This window comes from Streptomyces sp. NPDC059718, assembly GCF_042733315.1.
Taxonomy (GTDB): Bacteria; Actinomycetota; Actinomycetes; order Streptomycetales; family Streptomycetaceae; genus Actinacidiphila.
This window is the reverse complement of record NZ_JBHWGA010000027.1, coordinates 44,550-68,674: the sequence shown is the minus strand read 5'-3', so window position 1 is coordinate 68,674 and position 24,125 is coordinate 44,550. Positions and strand designations below refer to the sequence as shown.

27 protein-coding genes, 1 pseudogene and 1 riboswitch are annotated in these 24,125 nt (G+C 74.2%); of the genes and pseudogenes, 10 read left to right on the top strand and 18 right to left on the bottom strand.

The annotated features are described in order from the left end of the window. Positions 1-105 precede the first annotated feature (105 nt). The 4 genes from ACFV3E_RS27965 to ACFV3E_RS27950 all read right to left on the bottom strand — a co-directional run bounded on the left by ACFV3E_RS27965 (position 106) and on the right by ACFV3E_RS27950 (position 5,054). Positions 106-1,365, bottom strand: a complete 1,260-nt coding sequence (locus tag ACFV3E_RS27965) for a vWA domain-containing protein (RefSeq protein ID WP_500537167.1) — start codon at positions 1,363-1,365, stop codon at positions 106-108. After that, positions 1,362-2,621, bottom strand: coding sequence for an AAA family ATPase (locus ACFV3E_RS27960; RefSeq protein WP_500537166.1), 1,260 nt, complete (start codon positions 2,619-2,621; stop codon positions 1,362-1,364). Before ACFV3E_RS27960 ends, ACFV3E_RS27965 begins: the two co-directional genes overlap by 4 nt. A 72-nt stretch (positions 2,622-2,693) precedes the next feature. Further along, complete coding sequence (locus ACFV3E_RS27955; RefSeq protein WP_500537165.1) at positions 2,694-4,121, bottom strand: hypothetical protein; 1,428 nt, start codon at positions 4,119-4,121, stop codon at positions 2,694-2,696. A 153-nt stretch (positions 4,122-4,274) separates the two neighbouring features. After that, positions 4,275-5,054 (bottom strand): SDR family NAD(P)-dependent oxidoreductase, encoded by a 780-nt coding sequence (locus ACFV3E_RS27950; protein ID WP_500537164.1) that lies wholly within the window; start codon positions 5,052-5,054, stop codon positions 4,275-4,277. Positions 5,055-5,115: 61 nt separating this feature from the next. Between ACFV3E_RS27950 and ACFV3E_RS27945 the strand changes: the two genes are divergently transcribed. The 3 genes and pseudogenes from ACFV3E_RS27945 to ACFV3E_RS27935 all read left to right on the top strand — a co-directional run. Further along, complete coding sequence (locus ACFV3E_RS27945; RefSeq protein WP_500537163.1) at positions 5,116-5,679, top strand: TetR/AcrR family transcriptional regulator; 564 nt, start codon at positions 5,116-5,118, stop codon at positions 5,677-5,679. Positions 5,680-5,751: 72 nt separating this feature from the next. Further along, positions 5,752-6,432, top strand: a complete 681-nt coding sequence (locus ACFV3E_RS27940; protein WP_500537162.1) for an NADPH-dependent F420 reductase — start codon at positions 5,752-5,754, stop codon at positions 6,430-6,432. Positions 6,433-6,473: 41 nt separating this feature from the next. Next, positions 6,474-7,364, top strand: a pseudogene (locus ACFV3E_RS27935) (AraC family transcriptional regulator); the annotation flags it as partial. A gap of 90 nt (positions 7,365-7,454) precedes the next feature. On the opposite strand, the gene ACFV3E_RS27930 reads toward ACFV3E_RS27935, so the two are convergent. From ACFV3E_RS27930 to rpmB, 4 genes are all read right to left on the bottom strand, one after another. Continuing rightward, a complete protein-coding gene (locus ACFV3E_RS27930; RefSeq protein WP_500537161.1) occupies positions 7,455-8,156 on the bottom strand; it encodes an alpha/beta fold hydrolase in 702 nt (233 codons plus the stop codon). Between the two features lie 197 nt (positions 8,157-8,353). Next, positions 8,354-8,620, bottom strand: a complete 267-nt coding sequence (locus tag ACFV3E_RS27925; RefSeq protein ID WP_500537160.1) for a type B 50S ribosomal protein L31 — start codon at positions 8,618-8,620, stop codon at positions 8,354-8,356. Positions 8,621-8,684: 64 nt separating this feature from the next. After that, on the bottom strand, positions 8,685-8,990 hold the full coding sequence (rpsN, locus tag ACFV3E_RS27920) for a 30S ribosomal protein S14 (protein WP_500362802.1): 306 nt from the start codon (positions 8,988-8,990) through the stop codon (positions 8,685-8,687). Then, on the bottom strand, positions 8,990-9,226 hold the full coding sequence (rpmB, locus tag ACFV3E_RS27915; RefSeq protein WP_499516046.1) for a 50S ribosomal protein L28: 237 nt from the start codon (positions 9,224-9,226) through the stop codon (positions 8,990-8,992). The genes rpsN and rpmB overlap by 1 nt, the downstream gene beginning before the upstream one ends. An 85-nt stretch (positions 9,227-9,311) precedes the next feature. Here rpmB and rpmG point away from each other — a divergent pair, with 85 nt between their 5' ends. The 4 genes from rpmG to rpmF are packed head-to-tail and all read left to right on the top strand — an operon-like array spanning position 9,312 to position 11,199. Then, positions 9,312-9,476 carry a 50S ribosomal protein L33 gene (gene rpmG, locus ACFV3E_RS27910; protein WP_089223718.1) on the top strand — a complete coding sequence of 55 codons (165 nt, stop codon included), beginning with the start codon at positions 9,312-9,314 and terminating at the stop codon, positions 9,474-9,476. Positions 9,477-9,522: 46 nt separating this feature from the next. After that, entirely contained in the window at positions 9,523-10,698 is a 1,176-nt protein-coding gene (locus ACFV3E_RS27905) for a CobW family GTP-binding protein (protein ID WP_500537159.1), read from the top strand. Positions 10,699-10,732: 34 nt separating this feature from the next. Then, the gene (gene rpsR / locus ACFV3E_RS27900) at positions 10,733-10,999 is read left to right on the top strand and encodes a 30S ribosomal protein S18 (RefSeq protein ID WP_500537158.1); all 267 of its coding nucleotides are present in this window, start codon (positions 10,733-10,735) and stop codon (positions 10,997-10,999) included. 29 nt (positions 11,000-11,028) lie between these two features. Further along, on the top strand, positions 11,029-11,199 hold the full coding sequence (rpmF, locus tag ACFV3E_RS27895) for a 50S ribosomal protein L32 (protein WP_500537157.1): 171 nt from the start codon (positions 11,029-11,031) through the stop codon (positions 11,197-11,199). 18 nt (positions 11,200-11,217) lie between these two features. Here rpmF and ACFV3E_RS27890 read toward each other — a convergent pair whose 3' ends face one another. The 9 genes from ACFV3E_RS27890 to ACFV3E_RS27850 form a co-directional block, all read right to left on the bottom strand. Further along, positions 11,218-12,345 carry an LLM class flavin-dependent oxidoreductase gene (locus tag ACFV3E_RS27890; protein ID WP_499516042.1) on the bottom strand — a complete coding sequence of 376 codons (1,128 nt, stop codon included), beginning with the start codon at positions 12,343-12,345 and terminating at the stop codon, positions 11,218-11,220. Between the two features lie 14 nt (positions 12,346-12,359). After that, entirely contained in the window at positions 12,360-13,439 is a 1,080-nt protein-coding gene (locus ACFV3E_RS27885) for an LLM class flavin-dependent oxidoreductase (RefSeq protein ID WP_500537156.1), read from the bottom strand. Further along, on the bottom strand, positions 13,436-14,812 hold the full coding sequence (locus ACFV3E_RS27880; RefSeq protein WP_500537155.1) for an NtaA/DmoA family FMN-dependent monooxygenase: 1,377 nt from the start codon (positions 14,810-14,812) through the stop codon (positions 13,436-13,438). Before ACFV3E_RS27880 ends, ACFV3E_RS27885 begins: the two co-directional genes overlap by 4 nt. A gap of 19 nt (positions 14,813-14,831) precedes the next feature. Then, a complete protein-coding gene (locus ACFV3E_RS27875; protein ID WP_500537154.1) occupies positions 14,832-16,085 on the bottom strand; it encodes an LLM class flavin-dependent oxidoreductase in 1,254 nt (417 codons plus the stop codon). 71 nt (positions 16,086-16,156) lie between these two features. Continuing rightward, a complete protein-coding gene (locus ACFV3E_RS27870; protein WP_500537152.1) occupies positions 16,157-16,273 on the bottom strand; it encodes a putative leader peptide in 117 nt (38 codons plus the stop codon). Positions 16,274-16,349: 76 nt separating this feature from the next. Beyond that, positions 16,350-17,087 carry a GNAT family N-acetyltransferase gene (locus tag ACFV3E_RS27865; RefSeq protein ID WP_500537151.1) on the bottom strand — a complete coding sequence of 246 codons (738 nt, stop codon included), beginning with the start codon at positions 17,085-17,087 and terminating at the stop codon, positions 16,350-16,352. A 40-nt stretch (positions 17,088-17,127) separates the two neighbouring features. Then, a complete protein-coding gene (locus tag ACFV3E_RS27860) occupies positions 17,128-18,156 on the bottom strand; it encodes an ABC transporter substrate-binding protein (RefSeq protein WP_500537150.1) in 1,029 nt (342 codons plus the stop codon). A 93-nt stretch (positions 18,157-18,249) separates the two neighbouring features. Next, positions 18,250-19,026: an amino acid ABC transporter ATP-binding protein gene (locus ACFV3E_RS27855; RefSeq protein WP_500537149.1), complete on the bottom strand. Its 777-nt coding sequence runs from the start codon at positions 19,024-19,026 to the stop codon at positions 18,250-18,252. After that, a complete protein-coding gene (locus tag ACFV3E_RS27850) occupies positions 19,023-20,027 on the bottom strand; it encodes an amino acid ABC transporter permease (protein ID WP_500537148.1) in 1,005 nt (334 codons plus the stop codon). The genes ACFV3E_RS27855 and ACFV3E_RS27850 overlap by 4 nt, the downstream gene beginning before the upstream one ends. Before the next feature lie 634 nt (positions 20,028-20,661). Continuing rightward, positions 20,662-20,765: riboswitch (SAM riboswitch) on the top strand. Between the two features lie 201 nt (positions 20,766-20,966). Between ACFV3E_RS27850 and ACFV3E_RS27845 the strand changes: the two genes are divergently transcribed. Next, positions 20,967-21,752 (top strand): glutathione S-transferase C-terminal domain-containing protein, encoded by a 786-nt coding sequence (locus ACFV3E_RS27845; RefSeq protein WP_500537147.1) that lies wholly within the window; start codon positions 20,967-20,969, stop codon positions 21,750-21,752. 75 nt (positions 21,753-21,827) lie between these two features. Here the strand turns inward: ACFV3E_RS27845 and ACFV3E_RS27840 are convergent, their stop codons facing one another. After that, positions 21,828-22,334: a cupin domain-containing protein gene (locus ACFV3E_RS27840; RefSeq protein ID WP_500537146.1), complete on the bottom strand. Its 507-nt coding sequence runs from the start codon at positions 22,332-22,334 to the stop codon at positions 21,828-21,830. Between the two features lie 139 nt (positions 22,335-22,473). Here ACFV3E_RS27840 and ACFV3E_RS27835 point away from each other — a divergent pair, with 139 nt between their 5' ends. Continuing rightward, positions 22,474-22,908, top strand: a complete 435-nt coding sequence (locus ACFV3E_RS27835; RefSeq protein ID WP_500537145.1) for an RrF2 family transcriptional regulator — start codon at positions 22,474-22,476, stop codon at positions 22,906-22,908. Next, positions 22,905-23,822, top strand: coding sequence for a DsbA family oxidoreductase (locus ACFV3E_RS27830; RefSeq protein ID WP_500537144.1), 918 nt, complete (start codon positions 22,905-22,907; stop codon positions 23,820-23,822). The genes ACFV3E_RS27835 and ACFV3E_RS27830 overlap by 4 nt, the downstream gene beginning before the upstream one ends. Positions 23,823-24,125 lie beyond the last annotated feature (303 nt).

The window sequence follows — 24,125 nt, the reverse complement described above, 5'->3', positions numbered from 1 at the left end:
GCCGCGGTCCCCTGACTGGCGGGGTGATCTTAGGGTCCGCGGCCGACGCAGGGGAACGCCTGTGCACAGGGATTCTGACGGAACATGAGATGTTCCCGGACACCGTCACCCGGTGGGGCCGGACGACCCGATGACGACCACGCGCGCCCAGTCGGGCGGCGTGTCCGGCACGTAGTCGGGATCGTGCTCGCGCCACGAGCGGCGCCCGCCCTGGCGGGGGAACAGGCCCACGACCGTGCGGCAGGCCGGGCGCGCGTCCGGCCAGGGCGTCTGACCGTCGGTCAGCACCACGACGACGTCCGGCCGGGGCCGTGTGCGCAGCGCCCGCGCGAAGCCGCTGCGCAGGTCCGTACCGCCACCGCCCACGAGCGGGATGTCCTCGGCACGGCACAGCGGGTGGGCGATCCGGGCCGCGGCGTCGCACGGCACCACGGTGACCATGTCGCGGCGGCCGCCCACGGCGCGGGCGATGGCGGCCACTTCGAGGAGCGCGCTGCCCAGTTCGGCGTCGCTGACGGAGCCGGACGTGTCGATGACCACGCACACCCGGGGCGGCCTGCGCCGCAGGCTCGGCAGGACGACGCCGGGCACACCGGCCGACCGGCGCGAGGGCCGTCCGTAGCTGTAGTCCTGGCCCGCGCCGGAACCGGAGGCCGCCGAGCGCACCGCGGCGCCCAGCAGTTCCCGCCACTGCTGCGGCGGGTGGAACGCCTCCTCCGCCCACCGCCGCCAGCTCTTCGGCGCATGGCCCGGGCGGCCGTTGATGGCCTGCGCCACGCGGAATCGGACGCCGTCGCGTTCCTGGTCGCTCAGGCCGTGGGCGCCCTCCGGGCCGAGGTCCCACTCGCGTTCCAGGCCGTCCGCGCCGCTGCCGCAGTCCAGCCAGACGAAGTCCTGCGTGAGCGGGCCGATCCCGAACCGCCCGAGGTAGTCCTCCATGAGCTCTCCGTCGGGGAGCCCCAGGGTCCTGGGGAGGACGGCGCCCCGGGGCGTGTCCAGCCCGTCCCCGAAGGCGTCGTCGTTGACCTCGCAGTCCGCGGCGATGTTCATCCGCAGCCGCTCCGCCGGGCCCTCCAATCCCTGCTCCCGTGCGACGCGGTCACCGCGCCCGTGGTGGTCGCGCAGCAGGTGCGACACCTCGTGCACCCACACCCCGGCCAGATCTTCGAGCGGCGTGCGGTCCACGAACCCCGGTGAGACGTAGCACCGCCAGTGCGGGTCGACGGCCATCGTCGGTACCCGCCGGGACTCCACGACGTGCAGCGCGAACAGGGCCGTCGCCAGGTAGGGGCGGACCCGGGCGGCGTACAGCCGGGCGGCGAAGAGCTTCTCGAGGTCCAGCGCCACCGGCGCCTGCGCGTTCACCGGCCGGCCTTCGCGACGAGCCCGGCCCCGGTCCGGTCGGCGGCCCGGTCGGCACGCCGGGACAGGGACACCACTCCGGCGAGCCGCTCGATGGCCGCGGGGACGTCCCAGTCCTCGCGGCGCAGCGAGGCGAGCGTGGTGGCCGGGACGACGACCAGATCCGGGGCCCCGGTCTCCAGGGCCCGGACCAGCAGGGCCCACGCCGCGTCCCAGCGGGACTTCTCCGGCCGGTTGCGGACGGCGTCCACCACACCGTCCAGGACGGCCTGGCGCAGGTCCCCGCGCTCGGGCAGGACGGCGCCGGCCGGGTCCGCGAGCAGTTCCTCGGGGTCGGGGAGGTCCATGCGGTCCATGCTCGCCAGCAGCTCCAGCCCCGGACCGTCCCCGACGGCACCCCTGACGAGCAGGGAGAGCACGTCCCGGGAGGCGTCGGCCGCGGTCGCGAAGGCGATCAGGCACAGCGTCATCTCCCAGCTCCGGGGGGACGGCCAGGCGCCGCCGCGGCGGGTCTCGTTGGTGGGGAGGCGGTGGACGAGGCCGGGGCGGGCGGCGAGGAGCCCGCACACCGCGCGGCGGGCGAAGTCCACGGCACCGGGCAGCTTGCCGGGGTCGAGCCGTGGCAGCGTCGCCCGGGGCCAGGTCCCGCCGAGGCCGCGGACCACGACGTCGTGGTCGTGGGTCCACTGGAGGTGGACGAAGCGGTTGGCCAGCGGCGCGCTCAGTTCCCAGCCGTCGGCCGCCGAGGAGCGGGGGTTCGCGGCGGCCACGATCCGGACCCCGGGCGGCAGCCGCAGGGCGCCGATCCGCCGTTCGAGCACGAGACGGAGCAGGGCCGCCTGCACGGCGGGCGGCGCGGTGGACAGCTCGTCGAGGAAGAGCAGGCCGCGCCCGGCCCGGACCAGGCGGACCGCCCAGTCCGGCGGGGCCATCGGGACGCCCTGTTCGGCGGGGTCGTCCCCGACGACGGGCAGCCCGGAGAAGTCGGACGGCTCGTGGACGCTGGCGATCACCGTGGTCAGCGGGAGGTCGAGGGCGTCGGCGAGCTGGGTGAGCGCCGCGGTCTTGCCGATCCCGGGCTCGCCCCACAGGAGCACGGGCAGGTCGGCGGCGACGGCCAGGGTGAGGGCCTCCAGCTGGGTGTCGGGGCGCGGTTCGGTGGTGCTGTCGCGCAGCAGGGTCAAGAGGGCGTCGGCGACGTCGAGTTGGGGCGCGGCGGTCGGCTCGGCGGGCAGGGTGGACAGGGCGGACGTGGGCATGGGTGATCACCTTGGGGGTTCGTGAAGCCGAAAGGGGTACGGGGGCGCGCGGGACACCGCGCACGCCCGGGGTCAGCGGGAGGTGCGCTGCCGCGGCTGCGGCCGGCCGGGGCGGGAACGGGTGCGGGGTGCCGGGAAGCGGTCGCGCGGCGGTACCCGCCCGGGGGCGGGCCCGGCGAGACCTGCCCTGAACAGGCCGTAGGCGATGCGCCGTTGGGCGGCCGCCTCCAGTTCGTCCCGCAGCGGGCCGTCGCGGAGCACCGCGCCGGGACCGAGCAGGCCCTCGACGACGGCCAGCGCGCCGGCGGTGTCGCCGTGGTCCAGGCGTGCCCGTACGTCGGCGAGGGATTCCGGACGCCGGTGCGCCCGGTCGATCGCCTGCAGGCAGGGCAGCGGCGTTCCGGTCAGCGCGACCAGCAGTTCCTCGCGGCGGATCTCGTCCGGGTCGTGGTCCAGCGCGGTCAGGATGCCGTCGACCAGGCCGATCCGGTGCGGTGCGCCCCGGCACTCCACGACGCGCGGTCGTCCCGGCCGCCCCCGCGGCAGGGATGGACCGGACGGCATGTGATCCGGCACGAGCGCGGCGGCGACCAGCGGGTGCAGCCCGTCGGCGCCGATCAGACCGGCGTCGAGCAGTTCGAGGTCCGGCGGCACCCAGGTCGCCGCGTCCGGCAGCACCGGCAGCGCCCATGCGCCGCCGCCGTCCGCGGGCGCCGCCGTGATCCGCGCGGTGGGCGCCCCCTTGCCGTCACCGTCGCCGGTCACGTCCACCAGCAACCGGTGGCGGGAGCCCAGGCGCACGGTGACGGCACCCGTGGTCCGGCCCTCGGCACGCAGCACCAGCCGCGCCTCGTCCTCCCACCGGTCGACCGCGCAGCGCTGCTGCGGCGGCAGTGGCCCGGGCGGGTCCGGGTCCGGGAGGGGAGGCAGGTCGGCGGCGGGCCGGCGGCCGGTTCCGGCGCGCAGCGGCAGTTCACCGGTTCTGCGCGCGTCCCACAGGTGGCGGTGCAGGTCGAGACGGAACCGCCGGTGGGGACGCGCGTGCGGATGGTGGAGGGCACCCGCGTCGGGGTGGTCCGGGTCCCACAGCGCGAGGCTGATCCGTTGCCCGCCGTCCGCCCACGCCGGCGGGGTCCGGACGACGAGGTGCACGTGGCCGCCGCCCTCCGGCCCCGCGGCCCCGTACCGGGCCAGGGCGATGGTCAGGCCCGGACGCAGCAGACCGTCGGGGGCGACCCTGGGCATGTGCCAGCGCAGCAGGTCGGGGACCAGCTGGCGGAGGTCGGCCCGTACCCGGGCCGCGAGTTCCCGGCCGCGGGTACGGGCGAGGGAACGCAGGTTGATGTCGACGTCGATGCCGGCGGCGGCGCAGGCCCCGGCCCAGTCACCGTTACGACGGCGGGCGGTCGCGGTCTCGACCATGGAGGGCGGCACGGCGAACTCGCGCACGCGCAGCCAGAAGGAGAGGCGGGAATCCTCGTTCGCGGTCTGAGTGAGCATCAGCACTCACCTAGCGCGGACGGGTCCCCCAATCTGGAAGGAGAGTCAGTTGTCATCGCGGGGAGCATAGCGTTTCCCGTCACGATCTGTCAGGCCCTCACCCGGCACCAACGTCCCGGCACCGGGCCCCGCCGGGCTCCGCGGGGGCCGGGGTCACGTCACGGAGCGGATGGTGCCGCCGTCCACGCGGATCGTGGCGCCGCTGATGTAGTCCGCGTAGGGGCTCGCCAGGTAGGCGACGGCGCCCGCGATCTCCTCGGGGCGGCCGAAGCGGCCGATGTCGTTGGGCACGAAGTCCCGCGCGGCGTTGCGCTCGATCTCCTGCCACGACCGGCCCCAGCCGCGCTCCGGCGCGAGTCCCGTGATCAGGTCCTGCACCGCGTCGACGAGGATCGCCCCGGGGGAGACCACGTTGGAGGTCACCCCGGTGTCCTTCAGCTCCCGCGCCAGGGAGACGGCCAGGTTGTGCCGCGCGGCGAGCGACGCGTTGTAGTGGGGCTGCATCGCGATCGGCTGCGAGGCGAGCCCGCCGCCGATCTGGATCACCCGGCCCCAGCCGCGCCCGCGCATCCCGGGCACCAGCCGCCGGATCATGCGGACGCCCGAGACCACGTTGACCTCGTACGTCCGCAGCCACTCGGCCGCGGTGGCCTCGGCCCAGCCGACGTGGTCGTACGCACCGGCGTTGTTGACCAGGACGTCGACCTCGCCCGCGACGCGGGCCACGGCGTCGGCGCCGTCGTCCGTGGCGAGGTCGCCGATCGCCACGGCGACCGCGCCGATCCTCTCGGCCACCTCGCGCGTCCGCGCCTCGTCCCGTCCGTGCACGACGACGTCGGCGCCCTCCGCGGCGAGCAGCTCGGCGATCGCCGCGCCGAGGCCGGAGCTGGAACCGGTCACGAGGGCCCGGCGGCCGGTCAGGTTCAGATCCATCGCAGTGTCCTTCCGATCACGTATACACCTGTAGACATGACTCCAGTCTACACTCGTCGACATGACGACTCCGCGACGCCGTGATGCGGCCGCCACCAAGGAGGCGATCCTGCGTGCGGGCATCGAGGCCTTCACCCGGCACGGCTACGACGGTGTCGGGGTGCGGGAGATCGCCAAGGCCGCCGGGGTCACCGCGATGCTGGTGGGCCGCTACTTCGGCTCCAAGGAAGGACTCTTCGCCGAGGTGGTGGAGGCGTCCATGACCGAGCGCACGGTCCTCACCAGCGACCCGGCCACTCTCGCCCGTGACGTGGCCGCCGCACTCGTCCGCCGGACCGCGCCGGAGGCCGACAGCCTCGACCCGTTCCTCCTCATGCTGCGCTCGGCGCCCAACCCCCGCGCCGCGGAGATCCTGCGGGCCGGCATCGAGAACCACGTCGAGGCCCATCTGCTCGACGTCGCACCGCAGTTGCGGGGGACCGACCGCGCCGCCATGGCCCTCTCGGTCGTCGCGGGCTTCTGGCTGATGCGCACGATCATCGGCAGCACCGCGCTCAACGGCACCGACGAGCCGGCCCTGGCCCGGAGGCTGGAACAGGTGTTCGCCCTGCTCCTCGGCGACTGACAGCCCTCCCGTTTTGCCCGGTCTTTGCGGCCCCGCGGAAACAGAATCGCGGGGCCCGGGGTTGCGACCTACATGGCGACTCTTGGACTGATCGGCAGCGGATCCATCGGCGGCACCCTGGCGCGGCTCGCCGTGGACGCGGGCCTGGACGTGGTGCTCAGCAACTCACGCGGACCGGAGACCCTCGACGGCCTGGTGGCCGAGCTTGGCCCCCGGGCCCGCGCGGCGACCCCGGCCGAAGCCGCCGCGGCGGGCGACTGGGTCGTGGTGACGATCCCGCTCAGGGCCTTCGACCAGGTCCCCGCGGCCCCGCTGACCGGGAAGACGGTCATCGACACCGGCAACTACTACCCCCAGCGCGACGGCCGGATCGCCGCGCTCGAGGACGGGACCAGCACGGAGAGCGGGCTGCTCCAGGGCCATCTGCCCGACGCCCACGTGGTGAAGGCGTTCAACAACATCTTCTTCCGCCACCTCGCCGCGCTCGCCCGCCCGAAGGGCTCGCCCGACCGGACCGCCCTGCCGATCGCCGGCGACGACCCGGTCGCCGTCGCGCACGCGACGGAACTCCTCGACGTGCTCGGCTACGACGCGGTCGGCTACGGCACCCTCGCCGACAGCTGGCGTTCGCAGCCCGGCACCCCCGTGTACGGCCTGCCCTACGCGGGCGGCGAGGCCGACTTCTCGAAGGCCACGGCGACCCCCTCGTCCGCCGACACCATCCGGGCCGCTCTCGCCGCCGCCACCCGCTGAAGGACGGACCCCGCGGCACCGCCGACGGCGCCGGAGGACACGTGACCGATCCCCTTACCGACGTCCTGGGCCTGCTCGACCTGCGCAGCGCACACTTCGCCCGGCTGGAGGCCCAGGAGCCGTGGGCCGTCGGATTCACCGGCTACCGGCACATCAAGTTCGGCGCCGTGCTGAACGGCGACTGCCGGATCGCGGTGGCCGGGAACCCGGAGCCGGTCATCCTGAAGGAGGGCGACTGCTATCTGCTCGGCGGCGGCCGCGGCTACGAACTGGCGGGCGGTCCCGAGGTCCCGGCGGTGCCGAGCGACGAGGTGTTCTCCGGCTTCAGGCCCGGGAACACGGTCCGGATCGGCACGGCGCCCGACGCGGTCCTGGTGGGCTGCGGATTCGACCTCGACGAGGCCAACGCCGCCGTGCTCCTGGACGTGCTGCCGCCCCTGATCCACGTCGGCGCCGGGTCCACCGCGGCGGAGGGTATCCGGGCGGCGCTCGAACTGCTCCGCGCGGAGACCGGCGAGCCCGCGCTCGGCACCCCCTTCGTGACCGAACGGCTGGCGCACGTGCTGCTGGTCCACCTGCTCAGGGCGCACGTCGCCGAGCACGGGCCCGAGGGCGGCGCCTGGCTCACCGCGCTCGCCGACCGGCACGTCGGGGCCGCGCTGGGGCTGATGCACGACCGGCCCGCGCACCCCTGGACCGTCGCCGAACTCGCCGGGAAGAGCGGGATGTCGAGGTCCCGGTTCGCCGACAGGTTCACCAAGGCCGTCGGCGTCCCGCCGCTGGAGTACCTCGCGGGCTGGCGCATCCGCTCCGCGGCGCGGGAGCTGAGGACCGGCGACCGCACCGTCGCCTCGATCGCGGCGCGCTGGGGCTACGGCTCCGAGAGTTCGTTCAGCCACGCCTTCAAGCGCGTCATGGGGTCCTCGCCCGGGCGCTACCGCGCGGCGGGACCGCACCCCCCCCTCGGGGGGGGGTGCGGGCCCCGTCTATCCCCGGGGCCCTCACCGGCCGGGACGCGCCGGTCAGTGGCCGGCGTCGGTGGTGATCAGCTCGGCCAGCTCCACGGGCATGGACAGGAAGGGCGAGTGGCCCGAGGGCAGCCGGTGGGTGCGCTGCGCGCGGGCCGCCATGGCCTCCTGGAACTCCGGGGCGAGCGCCGTGTCCCGCTCGGTGAGGATGTAGGTGGAGGGCACGGTCTTCCAGGCGGCGGCGGTGAGCGGTTCGCAGAAGGACCTGGCGGTCTGGAGGACCAGGCGCGCGGTGGCGTCCTCCGCGTCGTGCGGTGCGGCGTCCCCGTAGAAGGCGGCCTTGGCGTCCTCGTAGTGCCCGTGCGCGGACAGCGAGGCGACGCCGGCGCCGGAGATCTTGCCACCGCTCATGCCGTCGATGGACTCGCCCTCGTCGAGCACGAAGGCGGAGAGGTAGACGATGCGGGAGACGTTCGGCGCGTCCGCGGCGGCCTGAGTGACGGGGATGCCCGCGTAGGAGTGGGCGAGGACGGTGACCGGGCCGGCGACGGCGTCCAGGCGGTCGCGGACGGCCCGTGCGTCGTCGTGCATCCCGGCCGTGTTCCCTTCGTCGGGCGAGGCGCTCGGCAGGTCGACGGTCTCGACGCGCCAGCCCAGCGCGGTGAGTTCGGGGACGAGCCGGTCGAAGCACCAGGCGCCGTGCCAGGCGCCGTGGACGAGGAGGATGGCGGGCCGGCTGTTGTCTGCAGTGGTCATGTGAGGCCTTTGGTACACGGTCGGGAACGCGGACGTCGGTGACGCCGCCCGTCACCGACCGTAGTTCCGGGGCCTGCGGCGGACCATGCGCGTCCGTCCGGCGTTCTTGAGCGCACGTCCCGCGTACGCGCGCGGGGCGGGGCGGCACCCGGCACCGGGGGCCGGTGTCCGGGCGCCGCCGAGGAGTGCGGCGAGCGTCAGCTCGCGCCGTGTGCCGTGTCCCCGTTCCCGTAGCGGCGCCGGAACCGCTCGACGCGGCCGGCGGTGTCCACCACGCGTGCGGTGCCGCTGTAGAACGGGTGGCTCGCGGAGGAGATCTCCACGTCCACCACGGGGTAGGTGTTGCCGTCCTCCCAGACGACGGTCTTCCCGCTGGTCATCGTGGAGCGGGTGAGGAAGGCGAAGTCCGCCGCGCGGTCGCGGAAGACGACGGGACGGTAGTCGGGGTGGATGCCGGGTTTCACGGGTTCTCCGGGACGTGTCGTGCGGCCCGCGGGGGCCGGTGGTGGGGTGTGCCGGGGGGCGGTGTCACCAGGAGGCCTTGCGCACGCCGGGGAGGTGGCCCGCGTGGGCCTGGGCGCGCAGGTTGATCCGGGAGAGGCCGAACGCCCGCAGGTGACCGCGGGGCCGCCCGTCGAGGGCGTCCCGGTTGCGGAGCCGGGTGGCGCTGGCGTCGCGGGGCTGCCGGTCCAGCTCCCGCCGCGCCGCGGCCTTCTCCTGCGGGGTGGCGGTGGGGCGGCGCAGGACGTCCTTCAACTCGGCGCGCCGGGCGGCGAACCGCGCGACGACGGCCTTGCGCCGCTCGTTCTTCGCGATCTTGCCGGTCCTGGCCATCAGACCTTCCCTCCCCGCGCGCGGATGACGGCGACGGCCTTCTCGATGCCGATGCGGTCCACCGTCCTGATGCCCTTGGCGCTCAGCGTGAGCCGGACGGTGCGGCCCTCGCCGGGCAGCCAGTAGCGCTTGTGCTGGACGTTCGGGTCGAAGCGGCGCCGGGTGCGCCGGTGCGAGTGCGAGACGGAGTTGCCGAAGCCGGGCTTGCGACCGGTGAGTTGGCAGTGTGCGGGCATGACGGTCCGTTCTGTCGTCCGGTGGGCCGGCGGAGCACCCACCGAGCTTATTGGAAATGAAAACCAGTTCTGTATAGTACCCGCCATGGCTCGCACCGATCTACGCCCCGTCATCAAGCTCCGCTCCACCGCCGGGACCGGCCACACCTACGTGACCCGCAAGAACCGCCGGAACGACCCGGACCGCCTGGTCCTGCGCAAGTACGACCCGGTGGTCCGGCGCCACGTCGAGTTCCGCGAGGAACGCTGACCCGCCCCGCCCACCCGCCCCTCCCCCGACACGAAAGGCACCTCCCGTGGACAGCAGCCCCAAGCTGCCCGTCGTCCTCGTCGGCGGTCTGCACGCCGAGGCCCGTCGCGCCGCGGTGCGCGAACTCCTGCACTCCACCGCCGGAGCCCTCGCCCTCCACCACGACCTGCGGCCCGCCGTCGGCGGCCCCGTCCGGCGCGTGCTCAGCGACCGGGACGGCGTCATCTCCCGCACGGACACCGAGCTCGTGAACGACTGCGCCTGCTGCGCGCTCCGCGCGGACCTGCTCCCCGAGCTGCTGCGGCTGGCCGCGGACCCGTCCTGCCGGCTCGCCGTCGTCGAGCTGTGGGACTCCGTCGAACCGCAGGCGATGGCCGAGGTCCTGGTCGGCACCCCGCTGCCCGACGGCACCGCCTCGGGGCGCCTGCTGGCGGCGGCCGGCGTGGTCACCTGCGTCGACCCCGCCCTCCTGCCCGACCACCTCGGCTGCGGCGACGACCTCACCGAGCACGGCCTCGCCGTCGCCCCCGGCGACCACCGGACCGTCGCCGACACCCTGGCCCGGCAGCTCGAGTACGCCGGCGTCCTCGCCCTGGCGCCGGGTGACACCGCGGACCCCGGGGACATGGAACTGCTCACCCAGCTCCACCCGACGGCCCGCCAGGTCACCATCGGCACGGGCCGGCTGGCCTCCGCCGCCCGCTCCGGCTTCGACGTCGCCGCGGCCGCCGCACGGCAGCATCCGGCCTGCGCCCTGCTGCCCCAGGAGGCCGACGCCCACGGCGTCGCCACCCTGGTGTGGCGCGCCGCCCGCCCCTTCCATCCCGGCCGGCTGCACGCGGCGCTGGAGGACCTCAGCTGCGCCGCCGCCCGCAGCCGCGGCCGCTTCTGGCTGGCCGACCACCCCGACACCCTGTTCTCCTGGGAGGCGGCCGGTGGTGCGCTGTGCATCGAGGACGTCGGGCCGTGGCTCGCCGCGCTGCCCGACGCGGCGTGGGAGACGGTGCCGGCCGAACGGCGCGTGGCGGCCGCCCTGGACTGGCATCCCGAACACGGCGACCGCGGCCAGCACCTCGCCTTCACCTCGCCCGGCCTCGACCGCGAAGGGCTGACGGCCACCCTCGACCGCTGCCTGCTCACGGACGCCGAGTACGCGGCCGGACCGGCCGGCTGGCGCCGCCTCCCCCACGCCTTCGACGACTTCCTCGACCACGCGGCCTGAACCGCACGCCGCCACGACCACCGGAGACAGCACCATGACGACCGTCCACACCGCCTCGGCCAAGGGCTGGGGCAGAGGCAGGGGCAGGGACGCCCGCAAGCCCCGCCCCAATCCGCTCATCGCCGCGGGCATCGAGTACGTCGACTACAAGGACACCGACCTGCTGCGGAAGTTCGTCTCCGACCGGGGCAAGATCCGCAGCCGGCGGGTCACCCACGTCACCGCCCGGCAGCAGCGGGCCCTCGCCCGGGCGGTGAAGAACGCCCGCGAGATGGCCCTGCTGCCGTACGCCTCCCGCTGACCGCGCGCCCACCCGTACAGGAGACCCCCATGGCCGTACCCAAACGCAAGACCTCCCGCAGCAACACCCGTCACCGCCGCGCCCGGTGGAAGGCCGTGGCTCCCCACCTGGTCACGGTCACCGTCGACGACCGCGAGCAGTCGGTGCCGGTCCACCTCGTCGCCGCGTTCCGGCGCGGCCTGCTGCCCGGGCGGGACTGACGGCGCCGCGCCGGACCGTCAGCGCCGGTGCCACTCCTCGGCCAGGAGCCGGTGGGAACGGACCCGGTCCTCGTGGTCGTGGGTGATGGTGGTCACGATCAACTCGTCGGCGCCGGTGGCCTCCTGGAGCTGCTCCAGCTGGTCGGCGACACGCTGCGGCGAGCCGACGAACTGGGTCTCGACCCGGTCGGCCACCAGCGCCCGGTCCGCCTCCGTCCAGGGGTGGGCCCGGGCCTGTCCGGGGGTGGGGAACTCGATGGCGCCCTCGGCGGTCCGGATGCTGCGGACCCAGGGGGCGTAGCCGGTGGCGAGCTCGCGGGCCCTCGCGTCGTCCTGCGCGACGACGACGTCGGCGGAGACGCTGACGTAGGGCTTGTCGAGCACGCCGCCCGGCTGGAAGGCGGCACGGTAGCCGTCGACCGCCTCCAGGACGCTGCCCGGGCTGACGTGGTAGTTCGCGGCGAAGTGCAATCCGTGGCGGCCCGCGACCTCGGCGCTCTGGCCACCGCTGCTGCCGAGGATCCACACCTGGACGTCGGCGCCCTCCCCCGGCACGACGTGCGCCTCGACGCCGTCCGCCGAGCGGTAGGTGCCGCGCAGCAGCGCCAGGATGTCGTCGACCTGCTCGCCGTAGTCCTGGGAGCGGGCGCCCGGCTGCTGGAGCAGGTGCCGCTGGAGCGCGATGCGCGGTGAGCCGAGCAGGTGCTCGAAGGAGAACTTCGGCGGGATCCGCAGCCCGCCCGGCGTCCGGCCGTCCACGACGGGTGTCGTGGTCGGCACCGGGTCCGGCGTGCCGCCCGGCGGGCGGCCGCCGGAGCGGCCGAGCCCCAGGTCGAGCCGCCCCGGGTGCAGGGCGTCGATGAGGCCGAACTCCTCGACCGTGGACAGGGCGGTGCGGTGGCCGAGCTGGACGGCTCCCGAGCCGAGCCGGATCGTGGAGGTCGCGGCCGCGGTGAGGGCCAGCAGGACGGCGGGCGAGGTGCCGGCGACACCAGGGTTGAGGTGGTGCTCGGCGAACCAGTAGCGGGCGTAGCCGGACTCCTCGGCCCGCCGCGCGAGGTCGATGCTGTTGCGCAGGGCGTCGGCGGCGGTGGAGCCGGAGGATATCGGGACGAGGTCGAGGACTCCGAGCGGTGTGCGGGACACGATGGGCGTTCTCCTCAGCGATGGGCGGGTTCGGGCGAGGACGGGGCCGGGCCCCAGGCGAACGGCGGGTCAGGGATGGCGCGCCGCAGCACCGGGGCGACCTCTGACTGGAAGAGTTCGAGCGAGCGGCGGTGCCGGTCGTGGGACAGCCCGCCCGCGTCCGCGTGGACGTGCAGCACCGTGTGGCCGAACCGCTCGTGGTAGCGGTGGACCTTGTCGACGACCTGCTGCGGGCTGCCGACCAGCGCCGAACTGCGCTCCACGAAGTCCTCCAGCGTCGGGAAGACCGGTTCCAGGCCGAGCCGCTTCTGGAACGCCGACTGCCCCTCGAACACCGGACGGTAGGCGGCGACCGCCTCCTGGGAGGTACGGGCGACGTACAGGCCGGCCGTCCCGGCGCCGACCGCGAGGCGGGCCGGGTCGTGGCCGTGGTGGGCCCAGCGTTCGCGGTAGTGGCGGATCAGTTCCGCGTACGGCTCGACGGGGTGGGTGACGTTCGCCGAGAACAGGGGGTCCCCGTAAAGCGCGGCGAGGTCCACCGACTCCTTGCTGGTGGCGCTGCCGTGCCACACCCGGATCGGCTGCTGCAGCGGCCGCGGCCACGCCTGCGCGTCCTTCAGCGCGGGACGGAACCGGGTGTCGGCGGTCACCTTCCCCTCCCGCCAGAGCCGGCGGAACACCTCGTAGCTCTCGGCGTTGCGGTGCCACTGGTCCTCGGGGGTGACGTGGAACAGCTCGCGCTGCGCCGTGCCGTTGCCCTTGCCGATGATCAGCTCCAGGCGGCCGCCGGACAGATGGTCCAGCGTCGCGTAGTCCTCGTAGGCCCGCACCGGGTCGAGGAGGCTGAGCGTGGTCACCGCGGTGAACAGCCGGATCCGGGAGGTGAGGGCGGCGATGTGGCTGAGCACGACGGGTGGTGAGGAGGACAGGAACGGCCGCTCGTGGCGCTCCCCCACGCCGAAGCCGTCGAAGCCCAGTTCCTCGGCCAGCAGCGCGTTGTCGAGCACCTCGCGGAACCGCGCGGCGGTCGGCTTCAGCGCCCCGGTCACCGGGTCCGGGGCGTGCACGATCAGGGTGATGGCCAGGAACCTCACGACGCGGCCCGCTCCGCCGCGGCGTCGGCGTCGGGGTGGGCGAGACCGAGGTGGTCGCGCAGCGTCGTCCCCTCGTAGTCGGCGCGGAAGACGCCCCGCTCCTGGAGCAGCGGGACGACGGTGTCGGCGAAGCCGTCCAGGCCGCCCGGGGTGACGTGCGGGACGAGGATGAAACCGTCGGCGGCGTCGCCCTGCACGAAGTCGTCGATGGTCGCGGCGACGGTGGCCGGGGAACCCACGAAGGACTGGCGGTTGCCGGTCTCGATGACCAGGTCGCGGATCGACCACTTGTTGGCGGCGGCGAGCTCCCGCCACTCGCGGGCGGTGGTCAGCGGGTCGCGGTACATGCGCACCTGGGCACGGCCGCGGGCGACGGTGTGCTCTCCGGGATCGGGGTCGATGTCCGGGAGCGGGCCGTCCGGGTCGTAGGCGGACAGGTCGCGGTTCCAGACGAACTCCAGGTGCTTGATCGCGGTGGCCCCGCTGACCTGCTGCCGCCGCACCTCGCGGGCCAGTTCGGCGGCCTCGGCGTCGGTGTCGCCGAGGACGAAGGTCGCGGCCGGGAGGATGAGCAACTGGCCGGGGCTGCGGCCGTACTTGGGCAGGCGGCCCTTGACGTCGCGGTAGAAGGCCCGGCCCTCCTCGAAGGTGCTGTACCGGCTGAAGATGGCGTCGGCGTCGGCGGCCGCGAACTCCCGGCCCTCCTCGGAGTCGCCGGCCTGGAAGATCACGGGGCGCCCCTGCGGGCTGCGGGGGACGTTGAACTGCCCGTGGATGTCGAAATGGTGCCCCTTGTGCACGAAGGATCCGGCCCGCGCGTCGCGCAGGAAGGTGCCGGTCGCCGGGTCGGCGACGATCTCGTCGCCCTGCCAGGAGTCGAGGAGCTCGCCCGCGGTGGCCAGGAACTCCCTGGCGCGGGAGTAGCGCTCCTCCTGGGGGAGGAATCCGCCGCGGCGGAAGTTCTCCCCGGTGAAGGCGTCCCAGGAGGTGACGACGTTCCAGGCGGAGCGCCCGCCGGAGAGGTGGTCGAGGCTGGCGAACTGCCGGGCCACCTCGTAGGGCTCGTTGAAGGTGGAGTTGATGGTGCCGGTGAGCCCGATGCGCTCGGTGACGGCGGCGAGCGCGGCGAGGACGGTGAAGGTGTCGGGGCGGCCGACCACGTCCAGGTCGTAGATCCTGCCGCCCTGTTCGCGCAGGCGCAGGCCCTCGGCGAGGAACAGGAAGTCGAACTTGGCACGTTCGGCGGTCCGCGCGAAGTGCGCGAAGGAGCCGAACTCGATGTGGCTGCCGGCCTGCGGGTCACTCCACACGGTGGTGTTGTTGACGCCGGGGAAGTGGGCGGCCAGATGGATCTGCTTGCGCGGCTTGCTCATGGCGTACGGTTCCTCCGGCTCAGGCGGTCGCGCTGGTGGCGGCGTAGCGGTTGGCGGGGCGGGCCAGACCGAGCAGGCCGCGCAGGGTGTGGGCCTCGTAGGCGTCCCGGAACGCGCCGCGGCGCCGCAGTTCGGGCACGAGCCCCCGGGTGATGGCCGGCAGGTCGTGGCCGATCACCGCGGGACGCAGCCGGAAGCCGGTGAGCCCGGCCCGCCGCCACTCCAGCAGCAGGTCCGCGAGGCCGGCGGGCGTGCCGGCGAAGACCCTGGCGTCGCTGGTGTACGGCGTGCCGGCGAGGCCGTCCAGCCGCTCCAGGCGGGCCCGCGCCGCTCCGGCGTCGTCGTCGAGGAGGACCACGAGGTCGCCGAAGACGTGCAGGGGCTCGCGCTCCCGGCCGGCCGCCTCCTGTGCGGCACGTATCCCGGTGACGATCGCGCGGGCCTGGTCACCGTCGTGCGGGGTCACGTATCCGACGTCCGCGGAGCGGGCCACGAGCCGGAACGGCACGTCGCTGTGGGCGAGGGCGCTGACGACCGGCTGGCCCTGGGGCGGCCGGGGTGTGATGGAGGGGCCCTTGACGCTGAAGTGCCGGCCCTCGAAGTCGATGTAGTGGAGCTTGTCGCGGTCGATGAAGCGGCCGGTGGCGACGTCGCGGATCTCGGCGTCGTCCTCCCAGCTGTCCCAGAGGCGGCGCACCACGTCGACGTAGTCGGCCGCCTCGTCGAAGAGGCCGGAGACCAGCTCCCGTACCGCCGGGGTGTCCAGGTCCTCGATGCCGAACGGGGGGATGGCGCGCCTGCCGAAGTGCGCGGCCTCGTTCCGCCGGGCCGAGACCTGGACGCGCAGACCGGCCCGGCCGGTGCTCACGTAGTCGAGGGTGGCGATGGCCTTGGAGAGGTGGAACGGCTCGGTGTGGGTGGCGACCACCGTCGGCACGAGACCGATGTGCCGGGTCAGCGGGGCCACGCGCGCGGCGATCAGGACGGCGTCCAGGCGGCCGCGCACCTGGTCGGTGCGTCCGTCGGGTTCGGTGAAGTGGGAGGACTGCGGACCGAGGGAGTCCTCGATCGTCACGAAGTCGAGCAGCCCCCGCTCGGCCTCGGTGACCACGTCCTGCCAGTAGCGGGCGGTGAGCAGTTCACGGGGCCGGGCCGTCGGCTCACGCCAGGCGGCCGGGTGCCAGCCGGCCCCGTCGAGGGCCACGGCGAGGTGCAGCGGGGCGTTCGGCGAGGAAGCGGGAAGTGGGTACGGCGAAGGGATGTCCGAGGACATGGGAGGGGCCTTCCTGATCGACCACGGGTCTCAGCGGCCCTCGTCGGGAGGGCCGGCGGCGGGAGCGGGGGTCAGGAACGACAGAGGGAGGCGGCCACGCGCTGCAGGTCGATGTGCGCGCGGGAGTAGAGCAGGGGACTGCGGGGTGGGGCGGGGACGACGAGGGACGCGCGGGACGGCATCGGCACGGACCTCACCTCCGCTCTGTCCGGATACGGCGGGCGGCACGGCGCCCGTACTTCTCCTGTCAACGGAACGCCTTCCCTAGCCGGTCTGTTCCCCCGGGCCGCCCGGGGTTCGCAGGAAGAGGAAGGTCGTCCGGCGGCGCAGGGTGAAACCGATCGACTCGTAGAGCCGGATCGCACCGGTGTTGACGGCGGCGGCGTGGAGGAAGGGGGTCTCCCGGCGGTCCCTGATCCCCGCGGCGACGGCCCGTACCAGCCGGGTCGCCAGGCCCCGGCCGCGGTGACCGGGGTGGGTGCACACCGCGCTGATCTCCGTCCATCCCGGCGTCCGCAGTCGTTCCCCGGCCATGGCGACCAGCCGTCCGCCGTCCCGGATGCCGAGGTAGGTGCCGAGTTCGACGGTCCTGGGGAGGAAGGGGCCCGGCTTGGTGAGGGCGATGAGTTCGAGGATCTCGGGGACGTCGGCGGCGCCCAGCCGCACCGCCTCCGGGGCGTGTTCGGCGCGCAGCGAGGTGTCGACGAGCTGCACCCCCACCCCGCCCTCGACGAGTTCCCATCCGTCCGGCGGCTGCTGGGCGCCGGTGACCGCGACGGCGGCCCCCGGCCCGACGAGTACGGTCAGGTCCGCCCAGGCCCGCGGATCGGCCGGGTCGGACAGCGCGGTGAACGGGGAGACGTCGGCGGGGTAGCGGGCGGCACGGCCGACGCGCTCGGCGAACCGGGCGTGCGGACCGGTGAGTGCCGCCCAGGCGGGGTTGTCCAGGACGTGCGGTGCCGCCGGGCTGTGCGGGCGGTCCGCGGGGATGCTGAGGGACATGGCTGCCGGATCTCCGTACGGTCGTGCGGCGGACGGGGCGTCAGGAGTTGTCGAGCGGCAGTCCGGGCGGGTCGACCTCCGAGGTGCCGACGGCCTCGTTGGACAGGTTCCAGGCGGCGAGCCACTTGGCGTACTGCCCGTTCTCGATCAGGTGGTTGATCGCGGCCGCGACCGGCTTCGCGAGCCCGCTGTCCTTCTTCGCGGTCGCGGCGATCAGGCCCTGGAGGCTCGCACCGGCGCCGGAGAACTTGCCCGCGTTGCGGGTGGGGTTTGGGGTCGTGGCGACCTGGGTGACGTGGTACGCGATGCCGGGGTTGGGGCCGAAGTAGGCGTCGATCTTCCCGCCGCCGAGTGCCAGATAAGTGCTGTTGTTGTCGGGGAAGTACTTGACGGTCAGCTCCTTGCCCTCCGCCTGGAGCTTCTTCCGCCACTCCAGCAGGATCTTCTCCTGGTTGGTGCCGGAGCCGACCGCGACGGTCTTACCGGCGAGGTTCCGGTAGTCGTCGGCGAAGTTCCAGGTGCTGTCCTTGAGGACCTCGAAGGCCAGGTTGTCCTCCCGGTAGGAGGCGAACTCGTACTTCCGCTTGCGTTCCTCGGTGTCGGTGACGTTGGAGAAGGCCACGTCGACCTTGCCGCTGTCGATGCCGACGAAGAGGTTCTCCCACGTCGAGTTCTTGAGCCGGGGCTTGAGCCCCAGCACCGCCGCGACCAGACGGCCGAGGTCGGGTTCGGCGCCGGTGAGGGTCTTCTGGTCGCTGCCGACGTACGCCAGCGGTGCGAAGCCGGCGGGCAGCGCGCCGACGCCGATGACCAGCTCGCCCTTGTCGGCGACGGCCTTGGGCAGTCCGGCGCTGATGGACTTCACCTCCGTCACCTTCAGCGTGGTCTCCTTGGCCGCGCCGTTGGACAGGCTGCCCACGGTGACCGTTCCGGCGGAGGATCCCGCGCCGATGGTGGCGGAGGCCTCGCTGTCGCTCCCGCAGGCGGCGAGTCCGCCGGCGAGAAGGGTGAGGGCGGCGGTGGCCGTCAGGGTACGGATGAGTCTGCCGCGAGGGCGAAGAGTGCGCATGGCCGTCCTTGTCCGTTGTCTGTCGTTCGTCGTTCGTGTTCGTGTTCGTGTTCGTGTTCGTCGTTCAGTGGTCCGTGGAGCGCGGGGAAGCGGTCAGAGGACCTTGCTGAGGAATTCCTTCGTCCGCTCGTGTTCGGGGTGGTTCAGCACCCGGTCGGGCGGGCCCTGTTCGACGATCCGGCCCTCGTCGAGGAAGACGACGCGGTCGGCGACCTCCCGGGCGAAGCCGATCTCGTGGGTGACGATCACGAGGGTGGTGCCGCTGGTGGCCAGGTCCTTGATGACGGACAGCACCTCGCCGACGAGCTCCGGGTCGAGGGCGGAGGTGGGTTCGTCGAAGAGGATGACGCCGGGGCGCAGCGCGAGGGCCCGGGCGATGGCCACGCGCTGCTGCTGGCCGCCGGACAACTGCCGGGGATAGGCCGCGGTCCGGTCGGCCAGCCCCACCCGGCCGAGCAAAGTGCGGGCCAGCTCGCGCGCCTCCGGCTTGCGCAGCCGGCCGGTCGCCACAGGGGCGGCGGCCACGTTGTCCAGCACGGTGAGGTGCGGGAAGAGGTTGAAGTTCTGGAAGACGAAGCCGATCCGGCTGCGCTGGGTGAGGATCACCCGCTCGCTCAGTTCCCTGAGCCGGATGCCGTGCCGGCGTACGCCGATGAGCTCCCCGTCCAGACTGACGTGACCGGCCTCGGGCTTCTCCAGATGGTTGATGACACGCAGCAGCGTGGACTTGCCGGAACCGGACGGCCCGATGACGACGGTGACCTCCCCGGGCCGGACCGTCAGGCTGATCCCGTCCAGCACCCGGTGGGCCCCGTACCACTTGTGCACGTCGTGGACCTCGACGGCGGCCGGGCGTATGTCGGCGGTCATGTCGCGGTCTCCGTCCGGACGCGGGCCCGCAGGTCACCCAGGGCGATCCGCAGTTTCTGCAGGGGCGTCGGCGGGACGGTGCGCAGCGCGCCGCGCGAGTAGTGCCGCTCGACGTAGAACTGGACGACGGAGACGACGCTGGTGAGGATCACGTACCAGACGGTGGCGACCAGCAGCAGCGGCACGATGTCGCCGGGGTAGGTGCTGCCCATGCTCTGGACCGAGCCGAACAGGTCGAGCAGCGAGACGTAGAAGACCAGCGAGGTCCCCTTGATCAGCCCGATGAGCTGGTTGACGTAGTTGGGGACGACGGACCGCAGCGCCTGCGGAAGCACGATCCTGGCGAACTGGTAGCGCTTCGGCAGGCCGAGCGCGGCGGCCGCCTCGTGCTGCCCCTGGTCCACCGAGAGGATTCCGGCCCTCACCACCTCCGAGGCGTAGGCCGCCTCGTTGAGGCTCAGACCGACGACGGCCACCACCATGTCGGTGGCGAGCCTGGACTCGTCGAAGGTGAGGAAGGCCGGCCCGAAGGGCACACCCAGGCTCAACGTCCGGTACAGCGCGCTGAAGTTGTACAGGAACAGCAGCACGACGATGAGCGGCACCGAGCGGAAGAGCCAGGTGTACGTCCAGCTGACCGCGCGCAGCACCGGGCTGCCCGAGAGCCTGGCCAGTGCGAGGGCGATCCCGCCGAGCAGGCCGAGCACCGCGCTGTACGCGGCCGCCTCCAGGGTGATGAGCAGCCCGTCCAGGATCACCGGCCGGACGAACCAGTACGCGAAGCGGTCCCACTGGTAGAAGGGGTTGGTCACCAGCCCGTGGGCGATCTGGGCGACGAGCACCAGCACGACCGCCGTGGCGATCCGGCGTCCGCGCCGCCGCAGCGGCAACACCCGCTGTGCGGTGGGCGGTCGTGGTGCGGGAGGCGTCGCGTCGGCGGGTGCTCCGGGCGGGGGCGGCGCCGGGCGGGAGGACACGGCGGTGCCGGGTGGTTCGGTCATGGGGGACTCCAGCGGTTCGGTGCGCCCCGGTCGCGCACGCGGCAGCGGCCCCGCCGGGATCGGGCGTCCGGCGGGCGTGGCGATGGGGCGGGAGGCGGGCGGAGCGGGCCTGGGCGAGCCTGGGCGGGAGGGCACGCCGCCGCGTCAGCGGCGGGGGCCGGGGTTCAGGAAGCCGTCAGCCTTGACAGAGGGCGCGACACTGCGCGGTACACGCGCAACAGGAGGCGCCGGGGACGTGGCGCGCGGCGACGGGGAGCCGCGGGCACGACGGGACGCGGCCGTGGGGCCGCTGTGCGGCCGTCCCCGGGGCTGCGTGCATCGTCGTCACCGTCACCGTTCCGCCCCGCGGGGCCTCGCGTCCATTGCCGTCGTCGGACCGTCCGGTCCGGTCGTCATCCGGGGCGTCCCACCGCGGCACGGGGGGTCGCGGGCCGGCGAGCCGGGCTCGCGCCGGAGCTCATGACCGATCTGCGGCGTAAGTTAGGCACGGCCCACCGGGAATGTCAACGAGGCCGTCTCACATCGTGAGCGGTCCGATGAGACGCGTACGCGTCCCTTGACGCACGGGGTTTGACGACTCGACACTGATGGGCAGGTCACGATCGTCAGCGCCCACCACACCGCCCCGCGGCGCGGTGGGTCATCGGCCCCGGCCCGCTGACCGGCAACCCTCACATCGCGGTGGGGTGCCCCGGGTGACGACCTGGTCCCGCCGGTGCGGCGGGGCAAGCGCGGTCCCGCGTCCTGCGGGCCCCGAGCCGGGGAGGTGGACATGCCCAGGGCACGAGCCCTCCTCCTCACCCGCCGTCTGCACATCGACTTCCTGCGCGTCTGCAGCTCGTTCGGCGCGGCCGGCTGACCTCCACCCAGGACCTTCAGCCGTCCCGCCGCCGGTGCCCCCATGGGGCGACCGGCGGCCCGCCACGCCTTGGAGAGGGCATGACCGAGACGATCCCGCTCGACCCCGCACTCCACGCCTCCTGTTCGGCGCTGCCGCGCGCGTCCCGTCCCGACCGCTTCCGCAGCCGCATCGGTGTCGACCTCGCCGGCGGCTTCTACCCCGCGCCACGCCGGTACGAGCTGTTCCTGTCGCCGGGGTGCCCGCTCTCGCAACGGGTCGCCATCACCCTCGACCTGCTGGGGCTGCGGGACTCCGTCGTCACGACGCCCGTCCCGGCGGGGGCCGCCGGCGACACCGCGCTCGCCGCGCTGCGCGCGGCCTACGAGGCCACGTGGCACCACTACGACGGTCCGCTCACCGTGCCCGCGCTGTGCGACCGGTGGACCGGGCGGGTCGTCAGCAACCACACCCCGGACATCCTCGGCGACCTCGCGGGCCGCCTCGGCGCCGAGGGGTGCGCTCCCGTGGCCCCGCTGTGTCCCCCGGCCCTCCTGCCCGACATCGAGGCCCTCCGGCGCACGGTCGACGCGGGCGTGACGAGAGCCGCCGAACGGGCCGCGGACGGGACACCGTCCGACCGTGACGCGGCCCTGCGGACCCTGCACGCCACCCTCGACCTGCTGGACCGCCGGCTGGCCTGCGGGCCGTACGTCCTGGGTGGGCACCTGACCGCCGCCGACGTCGACGTGTGGGTGGCCCTCTCCCACCTCGCGAGCGGCCTGCTCTGCTCCTACGGCCACCTCACGGCGTACGTCGCCCGTCTCGGCGGGCACCCGGCGTTCCATGCGCAGCCGGCGGCCGCCGCGCTCGCGTCCGCCCCCTGACGCACGCAGCCGTCCCCGCCCTCGCCACAGGGGCGGAGGGCGGGGACGGCTGCGTGGGTCCGCGCCTCCGGCCGCTCAGGCGTCCTCGGCCGGAAGGGCGTACAGACCGGGGAGGTTGACCACGACGGCCTCCTGGGTGCTGCGGGCGATGACGACCACGGCCTCCTCCGCGGGGTCCGGGTTCTCCTCGCGGTGCGGCACGAACGGGGGGACGAAGACGTAGTCGCCGGGCGAGGTGCGCAGGCGCACCTCCTCGGGCGCGTCGCCCGAGTCGTCCAGGAAGACGAACTCGGGGTGCCCGCTCACGACGTAGATCGCGGTCTCGGACTCGCCGTGGTGGTGGTCGGAGGACGCCGTCGCCGGGGCCACGTGGGTCTGGCCCATCCACAGCTTCTCGGAGCCCACGGTCCGCCCGCTGACGGCGGCGAACCTGCGCATCCCGCCGGTCTGCGCCGTCTCGCCGTCCAGGGCGTCCGCGCGGATGTGGTGCAGCCGGGTCCGCAGGGGCGCGGCCGCCTGCCCGGGCGCGTCGTGGAGATGGGGATGGAAGCCTTCACCGGGGTTCGTCAGGGGCTCGCTCATGGCCGGGACGCTAGAGCGGCCCCGAAAAGGATGTCAAGAAGTGTCCTTTGCGCTTCACCTGCGGCAATGCTGCCGCAATGTACCGAGCACGGCAGCCGAACCCCCGGGCGGCACCGACCGGTTGGGGCATGATGGGCCCATGCATATCTCCGCGAAGGCGGACTACGCCACGCGGGCTCTGCTGGAGCTCGCCTGTGAGCCTGCCCGCCCCCTGACCTGCGAGGCCATCGCCTCCGCGCAGCAGATCCCGTTCCGCTTCCTGAAGTCCGTGGTGGGCGAACTGCGCAAGGCCGGGCTGGTGCGCAGTCAGCGCGGCTGCGAGGGCGGCTACTGGCTCGGCCGGCCCGCCGGCGAGATCACCCTGCTGGACGTGGCGCGCGCCGTGGACGGCGAGTTGATCACCCTGCGGGGGGAGTCGCTGGCCGGGCTCGGCTACCCCGGTCCGGCCGCGGGGCTGCCCGGGGTGTGGCGCCAGGTCGAGGCGGGCGCGGCGGTGGTCCTCGGCGGGGTGACCCTCGCCTCGCTCCTGCCGGCGGCCGCCGCGGAACGGCTGGACCGGAAGGGAGCCGCGTGACGGCCCCGCCTCCCCCGCCCGCCGTGGAGGTGGTGGAGTACACCGATCCGCTGTGCCCCTGGGCCTGGGGGTCGGAACCGGTGTTCCGCAGGCTGCGGGCGGCGCTGGGCGGCCGGGTGCGCTGGCGCCGCGTGCACGGCGTCCTGTTCGACGTCGACGACGAACCACCGCCCGACCCGGCCGCGGAGACCGCCTGGTACGCGCGGCACGTCGAGGAGATCAGCGCGCACACCCGGGCACCGCGGGCGGAGCGTCTGAGCCGGGTGGCGGCGAGTTCCTGGCCCGCCTCGCTGGCCGCCAAGGCGGCCGAGCTGCAGGGCGAGGAGGTGGCCGGGCGGGTGCTGCGCCGGCTCCGGGAGACCGTGTTCGTGCTCGGGGAGCCGGCCGACACGCCCGCGCTCGCGCTGGCCGCCGTACGGGGCGCGCCGGGACTGGACCCGGTACGGCTCGCGGCCGACGCGGCGGCCGACCACGTCCTGGCGCGGGTACGGGCCGACCGGGCGGAGACACGGCGCCCGGTGCGCGAGGCGCTGGCGGCGCGCGGCCCGTCGCCGCACCCCGGAGCGGCGAAGGAGACCGCCGACGGCGGGTACCGGTACGCGCTGCCGACCCTCCTCGTACGCGCCCCGGCCGGGCAGCGCGTGGTGCCCGGCTGGCGGCCCTACGAGGAGTACGCCTCCGCCGTCGAGGAGTTGTGCCCGGGACTGCTGCGGACCCCGGATCCGCTCACGCCGGACGAGGGCCTGCGGCGCTACCGGAGCCTCACCGATCCCGAGCGGGCCCTGCTGGTCACCGGTGCCTGGCCGCCACCGGAGGCGGTCCGGGTGGACACCGGGAACGGCCCGCTGTGGCTGCACCCCGAGGAGGCCGCGACGCACCCGGCCACCGCTCGCGGTGCCCGCGCCGTGCGCTGACCGCGCCCTGATCCGCCGTCACGGACCCGTCCCGCCAAATGAGACACCAATTGGTGTCTATTGACAGCCGCTCACGGCGCTCGCCAGGATGAGCAGCATGCTCACGACGCACCCCGGTGTGGTGTGCCGCTACGTGGACCTGCGGCGCACCTGCAGCGCCCTCTGTCGCTGACCGGCCGCCGCCCACGGCCCACAGGCGCCTGACCGCATCCGTCAGCACCGGCCGCGCCGCCGCCCCGTCGAGCCGCGCCCGCCCTCCGCGCCGCCCCTTCCGCGCTCCGCCGCCTTCTCCCACCGCATCCC

Coding starts and splice junctions, on each gene's coding strand:
- ACFV3E_RS27840 (WP_500537146.1), bottom strand. CDS start 22,334: ATGAGCGAGCCCCTGACGAACCCCGGTGAAGGCTTCCATCCCCATCTC.
- ACFV3E_RS27850 (WP_500537148.1), bottom strand. CDS start 20,027: ATGACCGAACCACCCGGCACCGCCGTGTCCTCCCGCCCGGCGCCGCCC.
- ACFV3E_RS27860 (WP_500537150.1), bottom strand. CDS start 18,156: ATGCGCACTCTTCGCCCTCGCGGCAGACTCATCCGTACCCTGACGGCC.
- ACFV3E_RS27960 (WP_500537166.1), bottom strand. CDS start 2,621: ATGCCCACGTCCGCCCTGTCCACCCTGCCCGCCGAGCCGACCGCCGCG.
- ACFV3E_RS27955 (WP_500537165.1), bottom strand. CDS start 4,121: ATGCTCACTCAGACCGCGAACGAGGATTCCCGCCTCTCCTTCTGGCTG.
- ACFV3E_RS27930 (WP_500537161.1), bottom strand. CDS start 8,156: ATGACCACTGCAGACAACAGCCGGCCCGCCATCCTCCTCGTCCACGGC.
- rpmB (WP_499516046.1), bottom strand. CDS start 9,226: ATGCCCGCACACTGCCAACTCACCGGTCGCAAGCCCGGCTTCGGCAAC.
- ACFV3E_RS27865 (WP_500537151.1), bottom strand. CDS start 17,087: ATGTCCCTCAGCATCCCCGCGGACCGCCCGCACAGCCCGGCGGCACCG.
- rpmG (WP_089223718.1), top strand. CDS start 9,312: ATGGCTCGCACCGATCTACGCCCCGTCATCAAGCTCCGCTCCACCGCC.
- rpsN (WP_500362802.1), bottom strand. CDS start 8,990: ATGGCCAGGACCGGCAAGATCGCGAAGAACGAGCGGCGCAAGGCCGTC.
- ACFV3E_RS27940 (WP_500537162.1), top strand. CDS start 5,752: ATGGCGACTCTTGGACTGATCGGCAGCGGATCCATCGGCGGCACCCTG.
- rpmF (WP_500537157.1), top strand. CDS start 11,029: ATGGCCGTACCCAAACGCAAGACCTCCCGCAGCAACACCCGTCACCGC.
- rpsR (WP_500537158.1), top strand. CDS start 10,733: ATGACGACCGTCCACACCGCCTCGGCCAAGGGCTGGGGCAGAGGCAGG.
- ACFV3E_RS27880 (WP_500537155.1), bottom strand. CDS start 14,812: ATGAGCAAGCCGCGCAAGCAGATCCATCTGGCCGCCCACTTCCCCGGC.
- ACFV3E_RS27945 (WP_500537163.1), top strand. CDS start 5,116: ATGACGACTCCGCGACGCCGTGATGCGGCCGCCACCAAGGAGGCGATC.
- ACFV3E_RS27875 (WP_500537154.1), bottom strand. CDS start 16,085: ATGTCCTCGGACATCCCTTCGCCGTACCCACTTCCCGCTTCCTCGCCG.
- ACFV3E_RS27845 (WP_500537147.1), top strand. CDS start 20,967: ATGACCGAGACGATCCCGCTCGACCCCGCACTCCACGCCTCCTGTTCG.
- ACFV3E_RS27855 (WP_500537149.1), bottom strand. CDS start 19,026: ATGACCGCCGACATACGCCCGGCCGCCGTCGAGGTCCACGACGTGCAC.
- ACFV3E_RS27835 (WP_500537145.1), top strand. CDS start 22,474: ATGCATATCTCCGCGAAGGCGGACTACGCCACGCGGGCTCTGCTGGAG.
- ACFV3E_RS27950 (WP_500537164.1), bottom strand. CDS start 5,054: ATGGATCTGAACCTGACCGGCCGCCGGGCCCTCGTGACCGGTTCCAGC.